Source organism: Micromonospora sp. NPDC049523 (assembly GCF_040676775.1).
Classification (GTDB): domain Bacteria; phylum Actinomycetota; class Actinomycetes; order Mycobacteriales; family Micromonosporaceae; genus Micromonospora_G.
The window spans coordinates 90487-108639 of sequence record NZ_JBFAPP010000001.1 but is presented as its reverse complement, the minus strand read 5'-3'; the positions used below and the strand labels follow the sequence as shown (position 1 = coordinate 108639).

Annotated in this window: 16 protein-coding genes; 8 read left to right on the top strand and 8 right to left on the bottom strand. The window is 69.3% G+C overall.

The window, feature by feature from the left end; all coding sequences use genetic code 11:
- Positions 1–11 precede the first annotated feature (11 nt).
- The 3 genes from AB0J90_RS00515 to AB0J90_RS00505 all read right to left on the bottom strand — a co-directional run bounded on the left by AB0J90_RS00515 (position 12) and on the right by AB0J90_RS00505 (position 3942).
- Positions 12–1121, bottom strand: coding sequence for a UbiA family prenyltransferase (locus AB0J90_RS00515; protein WP_363590717.1), 1110 nt, complete (start codon positions 1119–1121; stop codon positions 12–14).
- 7 nt (positions 1122–1128) lie between these two features.
- Positions 1129–2160 (bottom strand): polyprenyl synthetase family protein, encoded by a 1032-nt coding sequence (locus AB0J90_RS00510; RefSeq protein ID WP_363590716.1) that lies wholly within the window; start codon positions 2158–2160, stop codon positions 1129–1131.
- 492 nt (positions 2161–2652) lie between these two features.
- Positions 2653–3942, bottom strand: coding sequence for a glycosyltransferase (locus tag AB0J90_RS00505; RefSeq protein ID WP_363590715.1), 1290 nt, complete (start codon positions 3940–3942; stop codon positions 2653–2655).
- Positions 3943–4080: 138 nt separating this feature from the next.
- Between AB0J90_RS00505 and AB0J90_RS00500 the strand changes: the two genes are divergently transcribed.
- The gene (locus AB0J90_RS00500; RefSeq protein WP_363590714.1) at positions 4081–4950 is read left to right on the top strand and encodes a TauD/TfdA family dioxygenase; all 870 of its coding nucleotides are present in this window, start codon (positions 4081–4083) and stop codon (positions 4948–4950) included.
- Between the two features lie 76 nt (positions 4951–5026).
- Here AB0J90_RS00500 and AB0J90_RS00495 read toward each other — a convergent pair whose 3' ends face one another.
- On the bottom strand, positions 5027–5725 hold the full coding sequence (locus AB0J90_RS00495; protein WP_363590713.1) for an SDR family oxidoreductase: 699 nt from the start codon (positions 5723–5725) through the stop codon (positions 5027–5029).
- A gap of 114 nt (positions 5726–5839) precedes the next feature.
- Here AB0J90_RS00495 and AB0J90_RS00490 point away from each other — a divergent pair, with 114 nt between their 5' ends.
- The gene (locus tag AB0J90_RS00490; protein ID WP_363590712.1) at positions 5840–6427 is read left to right on the top strand and encodes a TetR/AcrR family transcriptional regulator; all 588 of its coding nucleotides are present in this window, start codon (positions 5840–5842) and stop codon (positions 6425–6427) included.
- Between the two features lie 109 nt (positions 6428–6536).
- Here the strand turns inward: AB0J90_RS00490 and AB0J90_RS00485 are convergent, their stop codons facing one another.
- Complete coding sequence (locus tag AB0J90_RS00485; RefSeq protein WP_363590711.1) at positions 6537–6935, bottom strand: hypothetical protein; 399 nt, start codon at positions 6933–6935, stop codon at positions 6537–6539.
- Positions 6936–7156: 221 nt separating this feature from the next.
- On the opposite strand from AB0J90_RS00485, the gene AB0J90_RS00480 reads away from it, so the two are divergent.
- Together AB0J90_RS00480 and AB0J90_RS00475 are read left to right on the top strand one after the other, a co-directional pair.
- Positions 7157–8005, top strand: a complete 849-nt coding sequence (locus AB0J90_RS00480; protein WP_363590710.1) for a metallophosphoesterase — start codon at positions 7157–7159, stop codon at positions 8003–8005.
- Entirely contained in the window at positions 8002–8661 is a 660-nt protein-coding gene (locus tag AB0J90_RS00475; protein ID WP_363590709.1) for a 4'-phosphopantetheinyl transferase superfamily protein, read from the top strand. The genes AB0J90_RS00480 and AB0J90_RS00475 overlap by 4 nt, the downstream gene beginning before the upstream one ends.
- 28 nt (positions 8662–8689) lie before the next feature.
- On the opposite strand, the gene AB0J90_RS00470 is transcribed toward AB0J90_RS00475, so the two are convergent.
- The 3 genes from AB0J90_RS00470 to AB0J90_RS00460 all read right to left on the bottom strand — a co-directional run bounded on the left by AB0J90_RS00470 (position 8690) and on the right by AB0J90_RS00460 (position 12693).
- Positions 8690–9424 (bottom strand): HAD family hydrolase, encoded by a 735-nt coding sequence (locus AB0J90_RS00470; protein ID WP_363590708.1) that lies wholly within the window; start codon positions 9422–9424, stop codon positions 8690–8692.
- A 790-nt stretch (positions 9425–10214) separates the two neighbouring features.
- Positions 10215–10562 carry an Lsr2 family protein gene (locus AB0J90_RS00465; protein WP_326558798.1) on the bottom strand — a complete coding sequence of 116 codons (348 nt, stop codon included), beginning with the start codon at positions 10560–10562 and terminating at the stop codon, positions 10215–10217.
- Positions 10563–10773: 211 nt separating this feature from the next.
- Positions 10774–12693 (bottom strand): ricin-type beta-trefoil lectin domain protein, encoded by a 1920-nt coding sequence (locus AB0J90_RS00460; RefSeq protein WP_363590707.1) that lies wholly within the window; start codon positions 12691–12693, stop codon positions 10774–10776.
- 363 nt (positions 12694–13056) lie between these two features.
- Between AB0J90_RS00460 and AB0J90_RS00455 the strand changes: the two genes are divergently transcribed.
- The 4 genes from AB0J90_RS00455 to AB0J90_RS00440 all read left to right on the top strand — a co-directional run bounded on the left by AB0J90_RS00455 (position 13057) and on the right by AB0J90_RS00440 (position 18150).
- Positions 13057–14061: a LacI family DNA-binding transcriptional regulator gene (locus AB0J90_RS00455; RefSeq protein WP_363590706.1), complete on the top strand. Its 1005-nt coding sequence runs from the start codon at positions 13057–13059 to the stop codon at positions 14059–14061.
- Between the two features lie 220 nt (positions 14062–14281).
- Complete coding sequence (locus tag AB0J90_RS00450) at positions 14282–15955, top strand: ABC transporter substrate-binding protein (protein ID WP_363590705.1); 1674 nt, start codon at positions 14282–14284, stop codon at positions 15953–15955.
- 111 nt (positions 15956–16066) lie between these two features.
- On the top strand, positions 16067–17173 hold the full coding sequence (locus tag AB0J90_RS00445; RefSeq protein ID WP_363590704.1) for an ABC transporter ATP-binding protein: 1107 nt from the start codon (positions 16067–16069) through the stop codon (positions 17171–17173).
- Positions 17170–18150: an ABC transporter permease gene (locus AB0J90_RS00440; RefSeq protein WP_363590703.1), complete on the top strand. Its 981-nt coding sequence runs from the start codon at positions 17170–17172 to the stop codon at positions 18148–18150. The genes AB0J90_RS00445 and AB0J90_RS00440 overlap by 4 nt, the downstream gene beginning before the upstream one ends.
- Positions 18151–18153 lie beyond the last annotated feature (3 nt).

The following is an 18153-nucleotide window of genomic DNA, read 5'->3' as shown; positions in this document are numbered from 1 at the left end:
GGGGACTTCCTTCAGCTGTGTTCCGGTACGTGGGGTAGTGGCACGAGGTCGATCGGGGCTTTGGCCGGACCGGCGGCGGCCGATGGGCTCGATGTTGCCGGATCGGCGGTCGTCGTCGCTGCCCCTACCGGTCCGGGCCCGAGTTCGTAACCGACCCGCATCCTGGCCTGGGTCCACCAGGTGAGCAGCAGGATCGGCAGCAGCAGCACCGCGGTGCGGGTCAGGCCGAAGCCGAGTGCGACCAATGCGCCGGCCAGCCCGATCCGTTCCAGGACGAGCAGTTCGTGGGCGCGTAGCGCGGTGCGTACCGGTAGGTCGGTCCGGTGGGTGTGCAGGGTGAGGAAAACGGCCAGGCCGCCCACGGCGACCACCGCCAGTAGGCCGAGGTAGAACACCCGGCCGCCCGGATGGATCGAGCCGGCGGGCGCGACCAGGCCGCCGACGAGTGCGGCGGCCAGGGTCAGCAGGTAGAAGCCGGTGGCGGTCCTGATCGCGACCCGGTTGCCGTGTTGCACCGGCAGGGTCCGGTAGCCGCCGGCCCGGTCACCGACCACGTCGCGGAGCGTGCCGACCAGGTTGGACGCGGTGTCGTGCGCCCAGATGGAGACGATGAACGGCACCAGCACCCACAGGTACGGTCCGGGCGCCAGCAGCCCCCCGTAGAGCAGAGCCAGCGCGCCGAGCATGCCCCGGACCAGGTTGCCGGCCAGCCCTCGCGCCTTCAGGCCGCGGCTGTAGGCGACGATGCCGCCCGCGGCGAGCAGCGCGACCAGCCCGGTACGCGCACCTCCCGCCACCGCCAGCGCGCCCACCGCCGCCAGGCAGGCGATTCCGCAGACCAGTGCGACGGTCGGGTGCAGCCGGCCGGAGGGGATCGGCCGGTGCGGTTTGCCGATCGCGTCGAGTCGCCGGTCGAACCAGTCGCCGAGGTAGTGCCCGCCGAGCCAGCCGATCGTCGGTGCGGCCCAGGCGGCGAGCAGCCGCCACCAGTCGTGCCGGGCGCCGGTCAGTCCCGCGCCGGCCAGTCCGAGCAGCCCGACGTACCAGAGGGTGTACGGCCGCCAGGTCTGTACGTGCGCGAGCAGTACGCCGCGCAGGCGGCGGTGTGTCGTGCTGACCATCGCGGCCTCACCACTCCCGCGCGGTGGCCCACCGGGTGATTCCCGCGAGCACCGAGACACTGGGCGACGACTCTAGTGTGGACAGTTGGAGCCGGGCCCGGTCGAGATGATCGGTGATGTGCTCCGGGGCGCTTTCCAGCGCCCCGGTCTCGTGCAGCAGTTCGTGGAAGTCCGCCAGCGCGGCCGGGTCGGCCGATCGTCGTCTCAACGCCTCGACCAGTCTCCGGCGCTGGTCCGGGTCACCCGCCCGGTACGCCAGCAGCACCGGCAACGTGGGCCGGCCGTTCGCCAGGTCGTTTGCCGGCGACTTGCCGGACTCGACCGCCGGGGTGGTGTACGCCAGCAGGTCGTCGCGGATCTGGAAGGCGATGCCGAGGTGTTCACCGTAGCTGGCCAGCTGTGCGCAGCGGGTCGGGTCCGCGCCGGCGAGGGTGGCCCCGATCTGGCAGACCGCCCGGAACAGTGCCCCGGTCTTGAGGCGGACCATCTCCACGTAGGTCTCCACCTCGACACCGGGATCGCCGACCAGTTGCGCCTCCAGCACCTGGCCCCGGCACAGGTCGGTGCCGGCCCGGGCCAGGATGGCGACCGCGGTGCCGATCGCGGCGTCCGGCACTCCGGCGGCGCGACATTCCGTGATCGCCTCGAAGGCGGTGAAGATGAGTGCGTCACCGGCGACGATCGAGTCCGGCATTCCGTATACAGAAGGGACGGCGGGACGACCGCGACGGACTTCGTCGGCGTCGATGATGTCGTCGTGCACCAGCGTCGCGACGTGCAGGTATTCCAGGCCGAGTGCGGCGGGGAGAATGTCCTCCGGTCGACCGCCCACCGCACCCGCCGACTCCAGCATCATTATCGGCCGGATCAGTTTTCCCGCCGGCAGCAGAGCGTAACGATGTATAGTCGACAACCGGTCCGTGGAGTCTGTCGTTGCTGGCCATCTGTGATCGAGTGCGTCACGTAGGAGCTGCCCGGCGCGACCCGAGGCCAGGTCCTTCAGGAAGTCGCGCGGATCCGTACCGGCAATGGCGGTCATGGGCTGATGTTCCTTGCTAGCGGGATCGCGGCTGTGTCCGTTGTGGATCAATTGAATTACGGCGACCGTACCACCGGCCCTGCACCGGGTAAAGAAGTTTCTCGATGGTATTGTCCCCGTAACAAACCAGTCTCAACACCGAGATGTCAGGCCAATTCACGGTCGTTCGGCCCAACTGCGTATGACCTTGGTTAATGACCTCCTCTCTGTTCAAATCAGGCAAGATCGACACTCTCTGATCGAATCGGAACATGCCCAGTTCGGGCCGCCGATAGGCCAGTGGATCGGCTTCCGGGGCAATGCCGAATCCGGCGGCCGGATAGCCTTCCTCGCCTATCCGGAGCGTTATGATCGGGCCATGTCGGAGGCGTACCCCGGCGATCCGGAACTGCACACCGGGACACACCGACGGTCGCTGCCCGACCTGGTGGCGGCCGATTTCGGGTACGCACCGAGGCCGTTCGACCGCGGGTAGCCGACGGACACCCGGCGTTACCGACCGACCAGCTCGGTGAGGTCAGCCACCAGTTCGTCGAAGCCGGGGCTGCCGAGATGGCGCCGCTGCATGGCTCGGGCCCGCCACCGGTAGCCCGGGTCGTCGAGCACCCTCGCGCAGGTTTCGACCACGTCGGGCACGGTCAGTTCGGCCACGTCGAGCCGCTCGCCCAGGCCGAGTTCGCTGATCCGGTCGGCGTTGGCCGGCTGGTCGGCGAAGACCGGCAGCGCCACCATCGGCACCCCGGCGCCCACCGCCTCGTGGACGGCGTTGAAACCGGCGTGGGTCAGGAACAGGTCCACCGCCGGCAGCAGCGTCCGCTGCGCCACGAACGGGGTCAGGTGGACGTTCTCCGGCGGCGGCCCGACCAGGTTGGCGAGTTCGGGTCGGCCGCCGAGCGCCAGCACCGTGTGGCACGGCAGCGAGCCGAGCGCCGCCACCAGCGGCGGCAGCAGCTCCGCCATGCCGGGCAGGGTCAGCACCAACGAACCGAGGCTGGCCAGGATCACCGGTCGGTCCGCCGGCAGCGCGGCGATGACCGGGTCCAGCGGCGCCCCGTCTCCCGCCGGTGCCCGGTAGTGGCGGGCCGTGGGCAGCCGCAGCTCGTCCGGGTACCAGGCATCGGGCACCAGGCCGGCGCGCAGGTGCCGGTGCGGGTGCAGCGGGTCGTCGACGCTGGCCAGCCCGAGCGCCGCGCGCTGCGCGTCGAGCGTGGCACTGACCAGGGGCAGCTCGCGCATCGCGTACGGCGAGATGTCGAGCGTCACGTGCGGGATGCCGAGCAGCTCGGCGAACAGGTAGCCGCCGTACTCGGCGGGCTCGTGCACGACCACGTCCGGCTGCCACGGTCCGGCGACGTCCAGCAGGTCGCGGGCGAAACGCAGCGCGATCGGCCCGGCGTACGCCCGCGCGATCTGCTCCGCCGCCACCGGGTCTACGGTCCGCCGCTCGGTCAGCAGGCGTTGCGGCAGGCCGAACTCCTCCGCGAGCCGGGGATCGTTGCGCAGCCGGTCCTGACCGGCCACATTGGGCAGCGGCAGGTGCGGTACGCCGTACCGGGCGAGTTCGTCCGCCATCGAAGCGGCGGTGGCCACCGCGACCGAGTGCCCGAGTGCCCGAGCCGTGCGAGCCAGCGGTACGAGTGCGGGCACCAGGTGCGAGTAGATCGGCTGGCTGGTCAGCAGGATGCGCACGGCTTCCCCGTCCTCGTCGCGGTGCCGGTCCGTACGGCGACCCGCGCGCCGCCCGGTCGGGTACGACCCCGGCGCGGAGATCCGATGCTGCACCCGACCCGGAGTGCCGTCAAGGTTTCCGGTTCCGCCAGTCGATCGTCCAATCTGGATCACGATCCTCTGGCGGGTGGCCCGATGCCGTGGAATGATTCGTCGATCGAACGGCGACGTTCTTCGAGGCCGGAGGCGGACATGTCGGTTTCAGCCGGGACCACGCTCGACGTCAGGCCGATCGCGGGCGCGCTCGGCGCGGAGATCCACGGCGTCGACCTGACGAATCTCACCGACGAACTCTTCGCGGAGCTGCACCGGCTCCTGCTGGAGCACCTGGTCATCTTCGTCGTCGGCCAGACGGGACTGACGCCGCAGGCGCACGTCGCCTTCGGGCGCCGGTTCGGTGAGGTGGAGCTGCATCCGTACCTGCCCCGGCTCGACGGCCAGCCCGAGATCGTCGTGATCGACTCCGAGAACGGCGGCAAGGTCGACGTCTGGCACACCGACATGACCTTCCACCAGAGCCCGCCGCTGGCCTCGATCCTGCACCTGGTGAAGTGTCCGGGCGCGGGCGGCGACACGATGTGGACGAACCAGTACCTCGTCTACGAGCAGCTCTCCGCGCCGATCCGGCAACTGCTCGACGGGTTGACCGCGATCCACGTGATCAGGATCGGGAACGAGTTCACCAGCCGGGCCGAACACCCGGTCGTACGCGTACACCCGGAGACCGGCCGCCGCTCGCTGTACGTCAACCGCCTCTTCACCTCGCACATCCCGCAGCTCAGCCGCAACGAGAGTGACGCGCTGCTGCAGTACCTGTTCGAGTTCTCCGAGGGGCCGCAGTTCACCTGCCGCTACCGCTGGCGGGCCGGCGACGTCGCGGTGTGGGACAACCGGGTCACCATGCACTACGCGGTGAACGACTACACCGAGCCGCGGCGCGGCCAGCGGGTCACCATTCTCGGCGACCACCCGGAGGGCGACTCGCCCCGGTGGGAGCATTACCAGGCGGCGCCGGGTCAGCGGTACTGGCCGGGGCGGGTCAACGCGGTGGAGAACTACTGACCCGGCGGGCCACCAGCTACGACGCGCCCCGGCGCTACGACGCGCCCCGGCTGACCCGCTTCGGTCGGCCTCCCGGTCAGGCGCCGGCCAGCTGCGGGTAGAGCGCGGTCAGGTCGGCGGCGAGCCCCGCCTTCACGCTGCGGCTCACGTCGTCGGCCAGGATCTCGGCGGCCCCGGTCTCGATCCCGTCGAACGCCTGCCGTGCCACCTCGGCCGGGGAGGTCTTCGGACCGGTGATGTGGGCGGCCATCTCCGTGTCGACGTACGCGACGTGCAGGCCGGTGACGCCGACGCCCTGCGGTTGCAGCTCCAGCCGCAGCGAGTTGGTCATCGACCACAGCGCCGCCTTGGACGCGCTGTACGAGCCGCTGATCGCGAGCCAGGACAGCGCGGAGTGGATGTTGAGCAGGTGGCCTCCGTTGCGGACGAGCAGCGGGGCGAAGGCGCGGGTGACGTGGAGCGGGCCGTAGAAGTTCGTTTCGAACTCGCGGCGGACGTCGTCGACGCTGGAGCCGAGGAACTCGGCGCCGATCGCGATGGCCGCGTTGTTAACCAGGACGGTGACGTCGCCGGCCAGGCGGGCGGCGGCGGTGACCGACTCGGGGTCGGTGATGTCGAGGGCCACCGGGACGACGTCCGGGTTGGTGATCGTCTTCGGGTCGCGAGCAGCGGCGTAGACCTTGCTCGCGCCTCGGGCCAGGGCCTGTTCGACGAGTGACTTGCCGAGGCCACGGTTGCCGCCGGTGACGAAGACGACCGAGTTCTGGATCTTCATGGTGGGAACTCCCTGGGGCGTGGAAACCGATCTGTTTCCCGACTATAAACCGATCTGTTTCCGACTGCAAACCGATCGGTTTGCAGTCGCCGGGATGACGGGTAGGCTGCGGATATGACCTCGACCGCCAAGCCCGCCCCGCGTGAACGGCTACTCCGAGCCGCAGCCGACCTGTTCTACCGCGAAGGCATCACGGCGACGGGGGTGGACAAGCTCTGCCAGGCCGCCGGGATCTCGAAGAAGTCGATGTACCAGTTCTTCGCCACCAAGGACGAACTGCTGGCGGAGAGCCTGAATACCTGCGGACCGGCCAGCGTCGCGGGCTACTTCGCCGATCCCGCCGCCGACCTCACCCCGCGCGAGCGGATCCTGCACGTCTTCGAGCACCTGGAGAAACTGGCGGCGGAACCGGACTTCTTCGGCTGCCCGTTCGTCAGCGCCGCCGCCGAACTGCGCGATCCGACCCACCCCGCGAGCCTGGTCGCCGGCCGCTTCAAGCAGATGATGACGGACTACTTCGAGGAACAGGCGAGACTCGCGGGCGCGACCGACCCGGAAACACTGGCCAAGCAGTTGACCATCGTCTACGACGGGGCGGCAGCCCGCAGCGTCGTACGGGCGGCCGGGTTGGACGGGCTCAGCCTGCTCACCGCCTCGGCCCTGCTTGCGGCGGCAGGCGTCCACCCGGCCAGCCCGGAGTAGCCCGACCGCTGGTCCCTCCCGACCGGACCCTTTCCTCGGGGGTCGTACGGACGGGTGACGCGAGGCCGGCGGGCCCGGACCGACCGGGGCGCGCCGGGCGGGGCGTGGGTCAGCGCCGGGCGGCAGGACCCGGAGCAGGGACCGCGTACAGCTCCAGCGCCGCGGGCAGCGGGACGACGCCCGGGCCACCGGCGCGTACCCAGGCGGCGATGTCGTCCACCGCGGTGTCGTCGAGGACGAAGCCGAACCAGACCGGACGGGCGCCGGTCGCCCGACCCGCCGGGGACGGATGTACGACCACCACGTTCGACCGTTCGCACGCGTCGAGGCAGTCGTCGCTGACGCGTACCCGATGGTCCGCACCGACCTCGGCCCGGAGCCGGTCGACCTGCCGGACATGGTCGACGTCCGGATGTTTGCGTGTCGAGCCGCAACAGCAACCGCGACAGACGGTCAACGCGCAGCCGCTCGGCGTCGACCAGCGCCGCCCGGCCGTCCGCTCAGGCATGGTGGTCCGCCCACCGGTTCGGGCCGGCGACGGCGTGCGGCGGCTTCGGTCGCAGCGTTCGCGGTTGCCGGGGCTCGGTGGGCAGATGACGCACCCGTGCATCGTGACATCCGGTCGTCGGGGCGTCCGGGCGGCCCCGAGCAGCGCCCGCGCGACATGACTCGCGTCAATATCGCGTAGGCGCCGCCGGGATGCGAGGCTGGTGCGGTGAAGAGTGGAGCATGGCGGTGACCGGTCACCTTTTTGCGGTGAGTGATCTGCATGTCGGTTATCAGGAGAATCGCCGGATAGCCGACGAGTTGCGCCCGGAGTCCGACGACGACTGGCTGATCGTGGCCGGCGACGTGGGGGAGATGGCGGCCGACATCGAGTCGGTCCTGACCGGGCTGGCCGGGCGGTTCGCCAAGGTGATCTGGGCGCCCGGCAACCACGAGCTGTGGACACCGGCCGGGGATCCGGTCCAGCTTCGTGGCGAGGAGCGCTACCAGCACCTGGTACGGATGTGCCGGGCGATCGGCGTGGTCACGCCCGAGGACGAGTACCCGGTCTGGCACGGAACCGGAGGTCCGGTGACCGTGGCGCCGCTCTTCCTGCTCTACGACTACTCGTTCCGGATGCCGGGGCTGCACACCAAGGAGGCGTCGCTGGCGCGGGCGTACGAGGTGGGTGTGGTCTGCACCGACGAGTTCGTGCTGCACCCCGACCCGTACCCGACCCGGGAGCAGTGGTGCTGGGACCGGGTGGAACAGACCGAGCGCCGGCTCGCCGCCCTGGACCCGAGCCTGCCCACCGTCCTGGTCAACCACTATCCGCTGGTCCGGGAGCCGACCGACGTGCTGCGCTACCCGGAGTTCGCGCAGTGGTGCGGCACCGACCGGACCGCCGACTGGCATCTGCGCTTCCGGGCGGCGGTGGCGGTCTACGGTCACCTGCACATCCCGCGTACGACCTGGCACGACGGGGTGCGGTTCGAGGAGGTGTCGCTCGGTTATCCCCGCGAGTGGCAGCGCCGCGAGCAGCCGCCGCGGGTACCGGTCCGGCTGTTGAGCGACGAGGAGCCGGCCCGGTGATCGAGCGACTGCTCTGCGCCCCGGTGGCCGCCGTGGAAGCGTTCGACGACAGCCGGCCCGGACTGCTCTTTCCCGAGGAGGAGGCGCTGCTGGCGAACTCCGTCGAGAAGCGGCGCAACGAGTTCGTCACCGCCCGCCGCTGTGCCCGCGAAGCCCTGGCCGAGTTGGGCATCGCCGCGGCGCCACTGCTCCCCGGCCCCCAACGCGAACCGCGCTGGCCCGCCGGTGTGGTCGGCAGCATCACCCACTGCGACGGCTACCGGGCCGCGGCCGTGGCCCGTACCACCGACCTGGCGACGATCGGCATCGACGCCGAACCCCACCTCCCGCTGCCATCCGGGGTGCTCGAGGCGGTCGCGCTGCCGGCCGAGGTCGCCCTGCTGGCGAAACTCGCCGAGTCCGACCCGTCGGTCTGCTGGGACCGGTTGCTCTTCTGCGCCAAGGAGGCGGTCTACAAGGCCTGGTTCCCGCTCGCCCGACGCTGGCTCGACTTCCACGAGGCCGAGATCGAGATCGACCCGGCCACCGGCACCTTCACCGCTGTCCTGCTGGTGCCCGGTCCGCTGGTCGACGGTGTGCCGCTCACCGGGTTCACCGGGCGTTGGCTGGTCGACCGGGGACTGCTGCTCGCCGCGATCACGATGCCCACCCACTGAGTAGCAGGGCTGGGTCGGTGTCGCCGGCTCAGCGCACCGGGTCCGACTGCCGACCGGCGAGGACCCCCGACGTCGGCCACCCGAGCAGGGCGGGCAGTTCGGCCGGATCATCGACGACGTGCTCCGGCCGAACCGGATCCGGGTCGTCGCGGTGACCGGCCGAGGACGGCACCAGGGAGTTGGTCACCAGCACCGGCCGCATGCCGGCGGCCAGCGCACCCGAGTGTTCCCGGCTGCCACCGTCGCCGACGAACCAACACTCGTCCGCCGGCACGCCCAGTCGGGCAGCGGCCGTGGCGTAGAGCCGTGGGTCCGGCTTGCGGTAGCCCTCCTGCCAGGAGAAGACGGTCACGTCGAGATACGGCGCGTACGGGGTGACGGTCCACCGCTCACACAACTCGCTGGCGCAGTCGCTGAGCAGGGCTAGCCGGAACCCTCGCGTACGCAGTTCACCGAGCAGGTCGAGGACGCCCGCACGGGGTCGCCGGACCCGGACCGCCCCGTCGTGCTGTACGCGTACGGCTAGGTCCAGTTGGTTGTCGTCGGGGTCGGCTCCGCACTCGCGAGCGATCGCGCGCAGCGTCGCGGCGGTGCCGCCGTAGCGGCCGGTGGCGCGGGCGGTGAACGTGCCGCCCATCCGGGCCCAGAACACCTCGGCCGGGACACCGAGTGCGGCCGCCGTCTCGCCGAAGGCCGCGCGACGCTCCGATTCGGCCGCCGGGTCGGTCAGCGTCCCGAAGAAGTCGAAGATGACCGCGCGCATCCGTTCATGCTGGTCGGGGCCCCGTCTGCGAGTCAAGCGACGGTGTCGGCCGACGCGTTACGTCCGCCCGCGCCCGGCGGGCTCCCGGTCCGGGTGGGACCGGGAGCTTCACGACCGGGCTCATGCGACCGCTTCGTACTGCTGCTCGGGAGCCAGGCCGGCAGCCGAACCGGACGCGGGCGGGTTCGGCGTATTGGCCGGGTGCACGGGGCGCCGACCGGACCAGAGCACCCGGGCCAGCTGAGCACCCGGGCGGCGAGTAGCCCCCCGATGCTTGCGCCAAGCACGATGGCGTGCCCGGTCGGTTCCTTGGCAGACAAGGTCGACTCCGTTCAATGAGTGGTGTGCACTCAAGCTAGGAGCCGCTTCCGTTGCCGGGATAGCGAATACCAGGTCGGCAAGGTGACATTGTGTGCCGGGTCACCGAGATGTCGTCCTACTGCAAACGGACCAAATGGCGCTGCCTCAGAACGGCAGGAATGCCTGGTCAACGCGCCCTTGATCTGGTCGGGCGGTAACCGTCGCAGGATGTGGGCGCAGAACGCGTCCGTCGGGTTTCAGTCTCTGTTCGTTACGCCGCGTATGCCCAGTTGCGGTGACTGCGGGTGGGTCGCAGTGCGTACGGAAGCGCCGCCGAGGATCTTTGCGGTGGTGCAATTTCCAGCGCGTGGGCTAGCGAGCCCGGCTCACCGACGATGGGTAGGCCGGGCCCGACTCCGGAAGCGATCGATATCCGGGGGATGCCCGGCCGGGCATCTCCCGTGTTAACCGCACCTCCTGAGCCGCCCGCTCAGTGGTTGTTGTACGCCTCGACGACGGAGGCCGGAATCCGACCGCGCTCGGAAACGTCGTAGCCGTTCTTCGACGCCCATTCGCGGATCGCCTTGTTCTGGTCGCGGTCGCTGCGGGTCGGTGCCGCGTTGCCGCTGCGGCGAGCCGGCCGACGGCTTTCCACGCCGCCACGACCGACGCGGGTACCTGCGGCGATGTACGGGTCCAGCACCTTACGGAGCTTGCCCGCGTTCTCTTCGGACAGATCAATGGTGTAGCTGACGCCGTCGAGCCCGAACTCGACGGTGCGGTCGGCCTCGCCGCCATCGAGGTCGTCGGTCAGGACGGTGATTACCTTTTTAGCCATGGTTGATCACTCCACGTGAACAATGGGGTTCCAGGTGATGAGTTTGACTCATCAATCACTGATTTCGCAACGTTCCCCCATTGCCCCGAGTGGCGTGGGCGCCCGGAGCGGCCCGAAAACTCCTCCTACCGGCATAAGCGACGCCGCCGGCGCCCTCCCGGTTAGGTGGGCGCCGGCGGCTGCCGGTACGGTACGAAGTGCTCCGCGCTTACTAAGCCGGGAGGGTCCATTTCTGGTTTCCGGCGCCCGTGCAGCTCCAGATCTGCAGCGGCGTGCCGTCGGCGCTGGTGTTACCCGTCACGTCCAGGCACTTGTTCGCCTGCGGATTGACCAGGTCCCGACCGGCGGTCCAGGTCCACTGCTGGGCACCGGAGCCGTTGCAGGTGTAGAGCTGCACGCGGGCACCGTTGGCCGTCGACCCGGCGTTGATGTCGAGGCATTTGCCGAGTGCGCGCAGGGTCCCGTCGGAGGCCCGGGTCCAGCGCTGAGCGGCCGTTGCGTTGCAGCCGTACAACTGCACCGCCGTGCCGTCGGCGGAGCTGGCACCGGCGATGTCGACGCATTTTCCGGCGAGCCCGGTGATCTGTCCGGTCGGGCCGGCGGGCGGGGGAGTGGTGGGTCCGGTGCCCGGGGTTCCGTTCCAGGTGAAGGTGGCCGAGGTCTTCGTGGGCAGGGGGTAGGTGAAGGACTGGTTTCCCCAGTTCACCTTGACGTTCTGGGTGCTGCCGGTGTTGTTGTACGCGATCAGCGCCTTGGAACCGTCCGGGTTCTTCCAGGCCACGTTCGGCACCGACGTGTTGCCGGTGGAGTCGATCCGGTAGGCGCCCGGCTTCACGAACTTGGTCAGGTGGCCCATCGTGTAGAACTCGATCGTGTAGTCGACCTGTCCGTGCCGGCTGTCGCCGTTGTGCACGGTCACCAGTCCGGTGCAGGTGCCACAACCGCCGTTGTGCGGACCCTGGTTCTGATCCAGCGCCAGACTCCATTTGATCCAGCTACGGTCCCAGTTGCGGGTGTAGTCGACCAGGTTCAGCATGTCCTCCGTCTGTTGGTTGGCGATCCAGTCGCCGCCCGAGTGCTCGGTCATGTACGCGTTCACGTTCGGGAACTGGTTGTGCACCGTGGTCTGGGTGCTCACGTTCCCGCCGTACCCGTGCCAGGCGATTCCGCCGAAGAGCGGGTCGTTGCGGATCGCCGGGTCGTTGACCAGAGGCGCGGCCCATTCCTGGTAACCGTCCCAGTTCCAGTCGTGCACCAGCACCTTGGTGTTGATCCCGGCGTTGCGGAAGGCCGGGTAGAGGTGGTTCTTGGTGAACTCCTGCAACCCGGCGGCGTTCCACTGCATGGAGGGGTAACCCGCACAGCAGGTCGGTTCGTTCTGCGCGGTCACGTAGTCGACTTTCACGCCCTGGGCGGCGTAGCCCTGCACGTACCGGGCGAAGTACTGGGCGTAGGTCGGGTAGTGCTGCCACTGCAGCCAACCCTGGGTCATGCTGTTGTTGTCCTTCATCCAGCCCGGTGCGCTCCAGGGAGAGGCCATCACCTTCAGCGCCGGGTTGAGACTCTTGGCCTGCTTGGTCAACGCCATCACGTCGCTGTCCCGGCTGAGGGAAAAGTCGTTCAGATCGCAGCAGGTGTCGTCGTACGAGTAGCTGAACCGGGCCAGGTCCGACGCGCCCATCGGATTGCGGGTGAAGCTCAGGCCGATTCCGTTCACCGGGTCGAAGAGTTGGCGCATCACGCTGTCCCGGGTGCTCTGGCTGAGTGCGCCGCTGCCGTTGATGAGCCAGGCGGCGGTGTCGGTGAACGAGGCCCCGGCCCCCTCGAACTGCTGGTACGTGGTGCCCTCGTTGACGGTGACGGTCTGGTTGCCGGCACCGCTGCTGGGCGCGAAGGCGATCGGGGTCTGCGGCTGCAGGCCGCGGGTGACCGTACGGCCCCGGGCGTCCGAGGTCGTGGTCAGCCAGATGTTGACCTGCTCGCCGGCGGCGAAGGCCGCGGGTGCCCGGAGCACGGCCAGCCCGGTGGCGGCCAGGCAGCAGGCCAGCAGGGTGGCCTGGAGAGCGTGCCGGCGGGTCGGTTTGGTCGGGCGGGTGGGTGCGACGAGCGGTGGAGTCGCTGTCGATGGCACAGGATTTCCCCTTCCGCGAGGAGTTTTCTCGGCGGACGGTGGGCCGTCCCGCGCCCGCTCGGCGCGGGCGGTCACCGCCGGGGCGACGAGGACGGGCCACGGCCGGATGGGACTGAAGTGCTGGTCGGCCGGGGTGCGATGCCCGTGGTCGTCGGGATCCAGCCAGCGATGCGACTAAGCGCATCGATGGTGATGAAGAGGTAACACGCCCTCCCAGCTAACTGCAAGGTTTGTTTAGAAATCCATTTTGTTACGCGACTGTGATTGACGTGGCCCGCGTCACTCCGGTTGACTCGGCCCGGAACCGCTTCCGCAACCGGTTCCGAACCAGCCGTTAACCGTCCCGACACGAAGGGGCACCCAGTGCCGATCACCATCGCCGACGTCGCGGCCCGAGCCGGGGTCAGCAAGACCACGGTTTCCCGGGTGCTCAACGGCAAGGGTGAGCTCGACGTGCAGACGGCGGCGCGGGTGCGTCGGGTGATCGAGGAACTGGGCTACGTACCGAGCGCGCGGGCGGTCGGACTGGCGCGGGGTCGCACCCGCGTGGTCGGCATGCTGGTCCCGTCACTGACCTGGCCCTGGATGGGCGAGGTGTTGCAGGGCGCGGTGGACGTGGTGGAGACCGAGGGCTACGGGCTGCTGCTGTTCACCTGCAACCGGGGTGAGGAGTCGATGCGTCAGTTCGCCTCGCAGGTTTCCGCCAAGTCGTTCGACGGCCTGCTGGTGATCGAGCCGGAGGGCACCCTCGACTACATCACCGACCTGCACGCCCGCGGCCTGCCGGTGGTGCTCATCGACGACCGGGGCCACCAGCCGCTCTTCCCCTCGGTGGCCACCACCAACCGCAGCGGAGGCGCCGCCGCAGCCCGCCACCTGCTGGAACTCGGTCGGCGCCGGCCGTTGGTCATCACCGGCATCGAACCGTTCGGATGCACCCAGGAACGGATGGCCGGATTCGGCGGTGTCTACGCCGAGGCGGGCCTGCCGCTGGACCCGAGGCTCGTGGTGGAGGGTGACTTCACCTTCGACCGGGGTCGGGCGGTGGTCAAGCAGATGCTGGCCGACGGGGTCGAGTTCGACGCCGTTTTCGCCCACAACGACCTGTCGGCGGCCGGCGCCCTGCTGGCCATCCGGGAGGCGGGCCGCCGGGTGCCGGAGGACGTCGCGCTGGTCGGCTTCGACGACATCCCGTACGCCTCGCACACCGATCCGCCACTGACCACGGTGCACCAGCCGATGCGTCAGATGGGCGAGGCGGCCGCGCGGATGCTGCTCGCGTACTTCGACGGCACGCCGCTGCCCGACGCCCCGCACGTGCTACCCACCACGCTGATCGTCCGAGCCTCCACCATGGTTCCCGCCTGACCCCACCCGACCCCGACCGGTCCCCACCCCCGACCGGTCCGCCCGGCTCCACCGGACCACCCCCACCGGCCCCATCCCACCTCACCCCCCACCGCAACCAAGATCCTTCGGACCCGTCTACCCGATCGTGAGAGCGCTCTACCGATCGGCCGGCCCTGTCAGAACGACCTTTCCGCACAGCCCATGACCACCCTCACCACCACGACACAGGGAGGAATACATGCACGTCAGGCGCACTCTCGCGGTCGCCCTCGCCAGCGTGATGGCGGTCGGTGTACTCGCCGCCTGCGGCGACAGCCCGAACGCGAACCGGGACGGGAACAACGCCCCGTCGGTACTGAATATCGGCATGCCCAACGGTCCGCAGACCGAGAACCACAACCCGTTCCTGACCTCCGCGTCCGCCGCGTCGCTCGGCTACCGCTGGATGATCTACGAGCCGCTGATCATGGATAACCTGATCCGCCCGTCCGACGCGGGCAAGCCGTGGCTGGCCACGAAGGCGGAGTGGAGCAACGGCTACAAGACCCTCGCGCTGACCATCCGCGACGGCGTCAAGTGGTCCGACGGCAAGCCGTTCAGCGCCGAGGACGTCGCGTTCACCTGGGAGCTGATCAAGAAGACCGAGGCGCTGAACATCAACGCCCTGCCGCTGCAGGAGATCACGACCAGCGGTAACACGGTCACGGTGAACTTCGGTGCGGCGCAGTTCGTCAACCAGCACAAGATCCTGACCACCATCCCGATGGTGCCCAAGCACATCTGGTCCACGATCGCGGACCCGGCCACCGACATCAACAAGAACCCCGTCGGCACCGGCCCGTACACGCTGAAGTCGTTCACGCCGCAGACCACCACGCTGACCGTGCGGGACAACTACTGGCAGGAATTGCCCAAGGTCAAGGAGCTGCGCTACACGTCGTACAACGACAACAACGCGCAGACCACCGCGCTGGCCAACGGCGAGTCGGAGTGGAGCTTCGTCTTCATCCCGAACTACAAGACCGTCTACGTGGACAAGAACCCCGAGTTCAACAAGGTCTGGCCGGCGTCCGTACTGGGCATCCACGGTCTCTACATCAACGTCACCCGCAAGCCGTTCGACAACCCGGTCCTGCGCCGGGCGATGAACATGGTGATCAACCGTAACGACATCTTCGTCCAGGCCGAGGCGGCCTACTTCCACCCCGAGGTGACCTCGGTGACCGGCATCCCGCTGCCGGCCGGCGAGTCGTTCATCGCGCCGGAGTACAAGGGCCAGACCCACAAGGTCGACGTCGAGGGCGCCAAGACGCTGCTCACCGGTGCCGGCTTCAAGCTCGAGGGCAACGTGCTGAAGGACCCGACCGGCAAGCCGGTCACCCTGAAGCTGAGCGACCCCGCCGGCTGGTCCGACTACATCACCAGCCTGGAGATCGTGAAGGACAACCTCTCCAAGATCGGCATCGCCGCGACCGTGGAGAAGGCCAACCAGGACGCCTGGTTCACCTCGGTCGAGGAGGGCAACTTCGAGGCCAGCTTCCGCTGGACCAACGGTGGCGCCACCCCGTACGACATCTACCAGACGATCATGGACGGTCGGCTGCTCAAGCCGATCGGCACCGCGTCGCCGCAGGGCAACTTCGGGCGGTTCAACAGCCCGGAGGCGACCAAGGCACTGGAGGAATACGCCAGCGCCCCCGACGACGCCGCCCGTACCACGGCGATGAACACGCTCCAGAAGATCTTCGTCGAACAGATGCCGATGATCCCGGTCGGCGCGGACAACGCCGGTGGCGCCTACGTCACGAAGAACTGGGTGGGCTGGCCGGACGACCAGAACCCGTACGCGCCGGCGCAGCCGACGCAACCGAACGCGGTCGACGTCGTCCTGCACCTCAAGCCCAACTCCTGATCCGTCGCGCTGCCTCCCGGGTGTGCTGCACAGGGCACCCGGGAGGCGGCGCAGCCGCGCGGGAAAGGCAGCACCGCGCGGGGATCAGCTCTCTTCGACAGGAGCTCCGGCATGACCATGAGCGAGACCTCCACCCCTGCCCTGACCGAGGTGGTGTTGGAGGCGGAAAGCCTGACCAAACATTTCCCGGTCCGACGGCGGGTCCGGGACCTCCTCTCCCGCGAGCGGCGGGTGGTGCACGCGGTCGACGACGTGCACCTGGTGCTGCGCCGGGGCCGGGTCACCGCGCTCGTCGGCGAGTCCGGGTCCGGCAAGTCCACCGTGGCCCGACTGCTCGCCCAGCTCTACCGCCGTACCTCCGGCGACATCCGGCTGCACGGCGAGTCGACCACCGTGCACGGCGGACGGCGGTTCCGGGCGTACGCCCGACGGGTGCAGCTCACCTTCCAGGACCCGTTCGCCTCGCTGAACCCCGTGCACACCGTCCGCTACCACCTCACCCGTTCACTGCGCATCCACGGCCACGGCGGGAACACCCGGGCCGAACTGGAACAGGCGCTGCACGAGCTGCTCGGCCGGGTGGCCCTCACCCCGCCCGAGCGCTACATCGACAAGTTCCCGCACGAACTCTCCGGCGGCCAGCGCCAGCGGGTGGCGATCGCCCGCGCGCTCGGCGCCGACCCCGAGGTGCTGCTCGCCGACGAACCGGTCTCGATGCTCGACGTCTCGATCCGGCTGGGTGTGCTGAACCTGCTGCGTGATCTCAAGGAACGGCTGAACCTGGCCATCCTCTACATCACCCACGACATCGCCTCCGCCCGCTACTTCGCCGACGACACCCTGGTCATGTACGCCGGCCGGATGGTGGAGGGCGGCGACAGCGAAACGGTGACGCAGCGGCCGGCACACCCGTACACCCGGTTGTTGATCGCCTCGGCGCCGGACCCGGACCGGATCCAGGGCTCGCCCACCGAGGCCGCCGCCGCCACCCCGGAGGACCGTGGCGGCGGGGAGCCGCCGAGCCTGATCGACCCGCCGCCCGGCTGCCGTTTCCATCCCCGCTGCCCCAGCGCGATGCCCCGCTGCTCGACCAGCCTGCCGCCCCGGCTCGCGGTGCAGGGCGAGCCGGGCCACTGGGCCTCCTGCTGGCTCTACGACCCGGAGAACACCGAGACGCCCGGCTCGGCCGCGCGTGAGCTACGGACGGTGGTCTCGTGAAATTCCTGCTGCAACGGATAGCGTTCTACCTGTTCACCGCGTGGGCCGCGATCACCATCAACTTCTTCATCCCCCGGATGATCCCCGGTGACCCGGTCCAGTCGCTGATCTCCCGCTACCAGGGCCAGATCAGCACCCAGGCGATGCAGTCGCTCTACGTCCTGTTCGGTCTGGACAAGGACAAGAGCGTCTGGCAGGAGTACGTCGAGTACTGGGGCCAGCTCTTCCGCGGTGACCTGGGGCTGTCGTTCACGTTCTTCCCGGCGCCGGTCTCCCAGGTGCTCGCCGACAGCCTGCCCTGGACCCTGGCCCTGGTCGGTATCACCACCGTGATCAGCTTCCTCACCGGCACCATGCTCGGCGTGGTGGCCGGCTGGCGGCGCGGCTCGTGGATCGACGGACTGCTGCCGGCGACCACGTTCCTGTCGTCGGTGCCGTACTTCTGGCTCGGGCTCATCTCGATCGCCCTGCTCGCCGGGCCGGGCAGCTTCTTCCCGTCCTCCGGCGGTTACGAACCCGGCCTGGTGCCGGCGTTCGACCAGTACTTCATCGGCAGCGCGATCCAGCACAGCCTGCTGCCCGCGTTCACCATCCTGATCTCGTCGGTCTCCGGCTGGATCCTGAGCATGCGCAACATGATGGTCACCGTCGCCGCCGAGGACTACATCACCGTCGCCCACGCCAAGGGCCTGTCGGAACGCCGGGTCGCGGTCAGCTACGCGGCTCGCAACGCGCTGCTGCCCAACGTCTCCGGCTTCGCGCTGTCACTGGGCTTCATCGTCGGCGGCACCCTGCTGGTCGAGATCGTCTTCTCCTATCCCGGCCTCGGTTTCCAGCTCTTCCAGGCGGTCGGCGCCAAGGACTACCCGCTGATGCAGGGCGTCTTCCTGATCATCACGCTCTCCGTACTGCTGGCGAACCTGCTGGCGGACCTGGCGTACCTGGCCCTGGACCCCCGAACCCGCAAGGAGGGCTGAGCG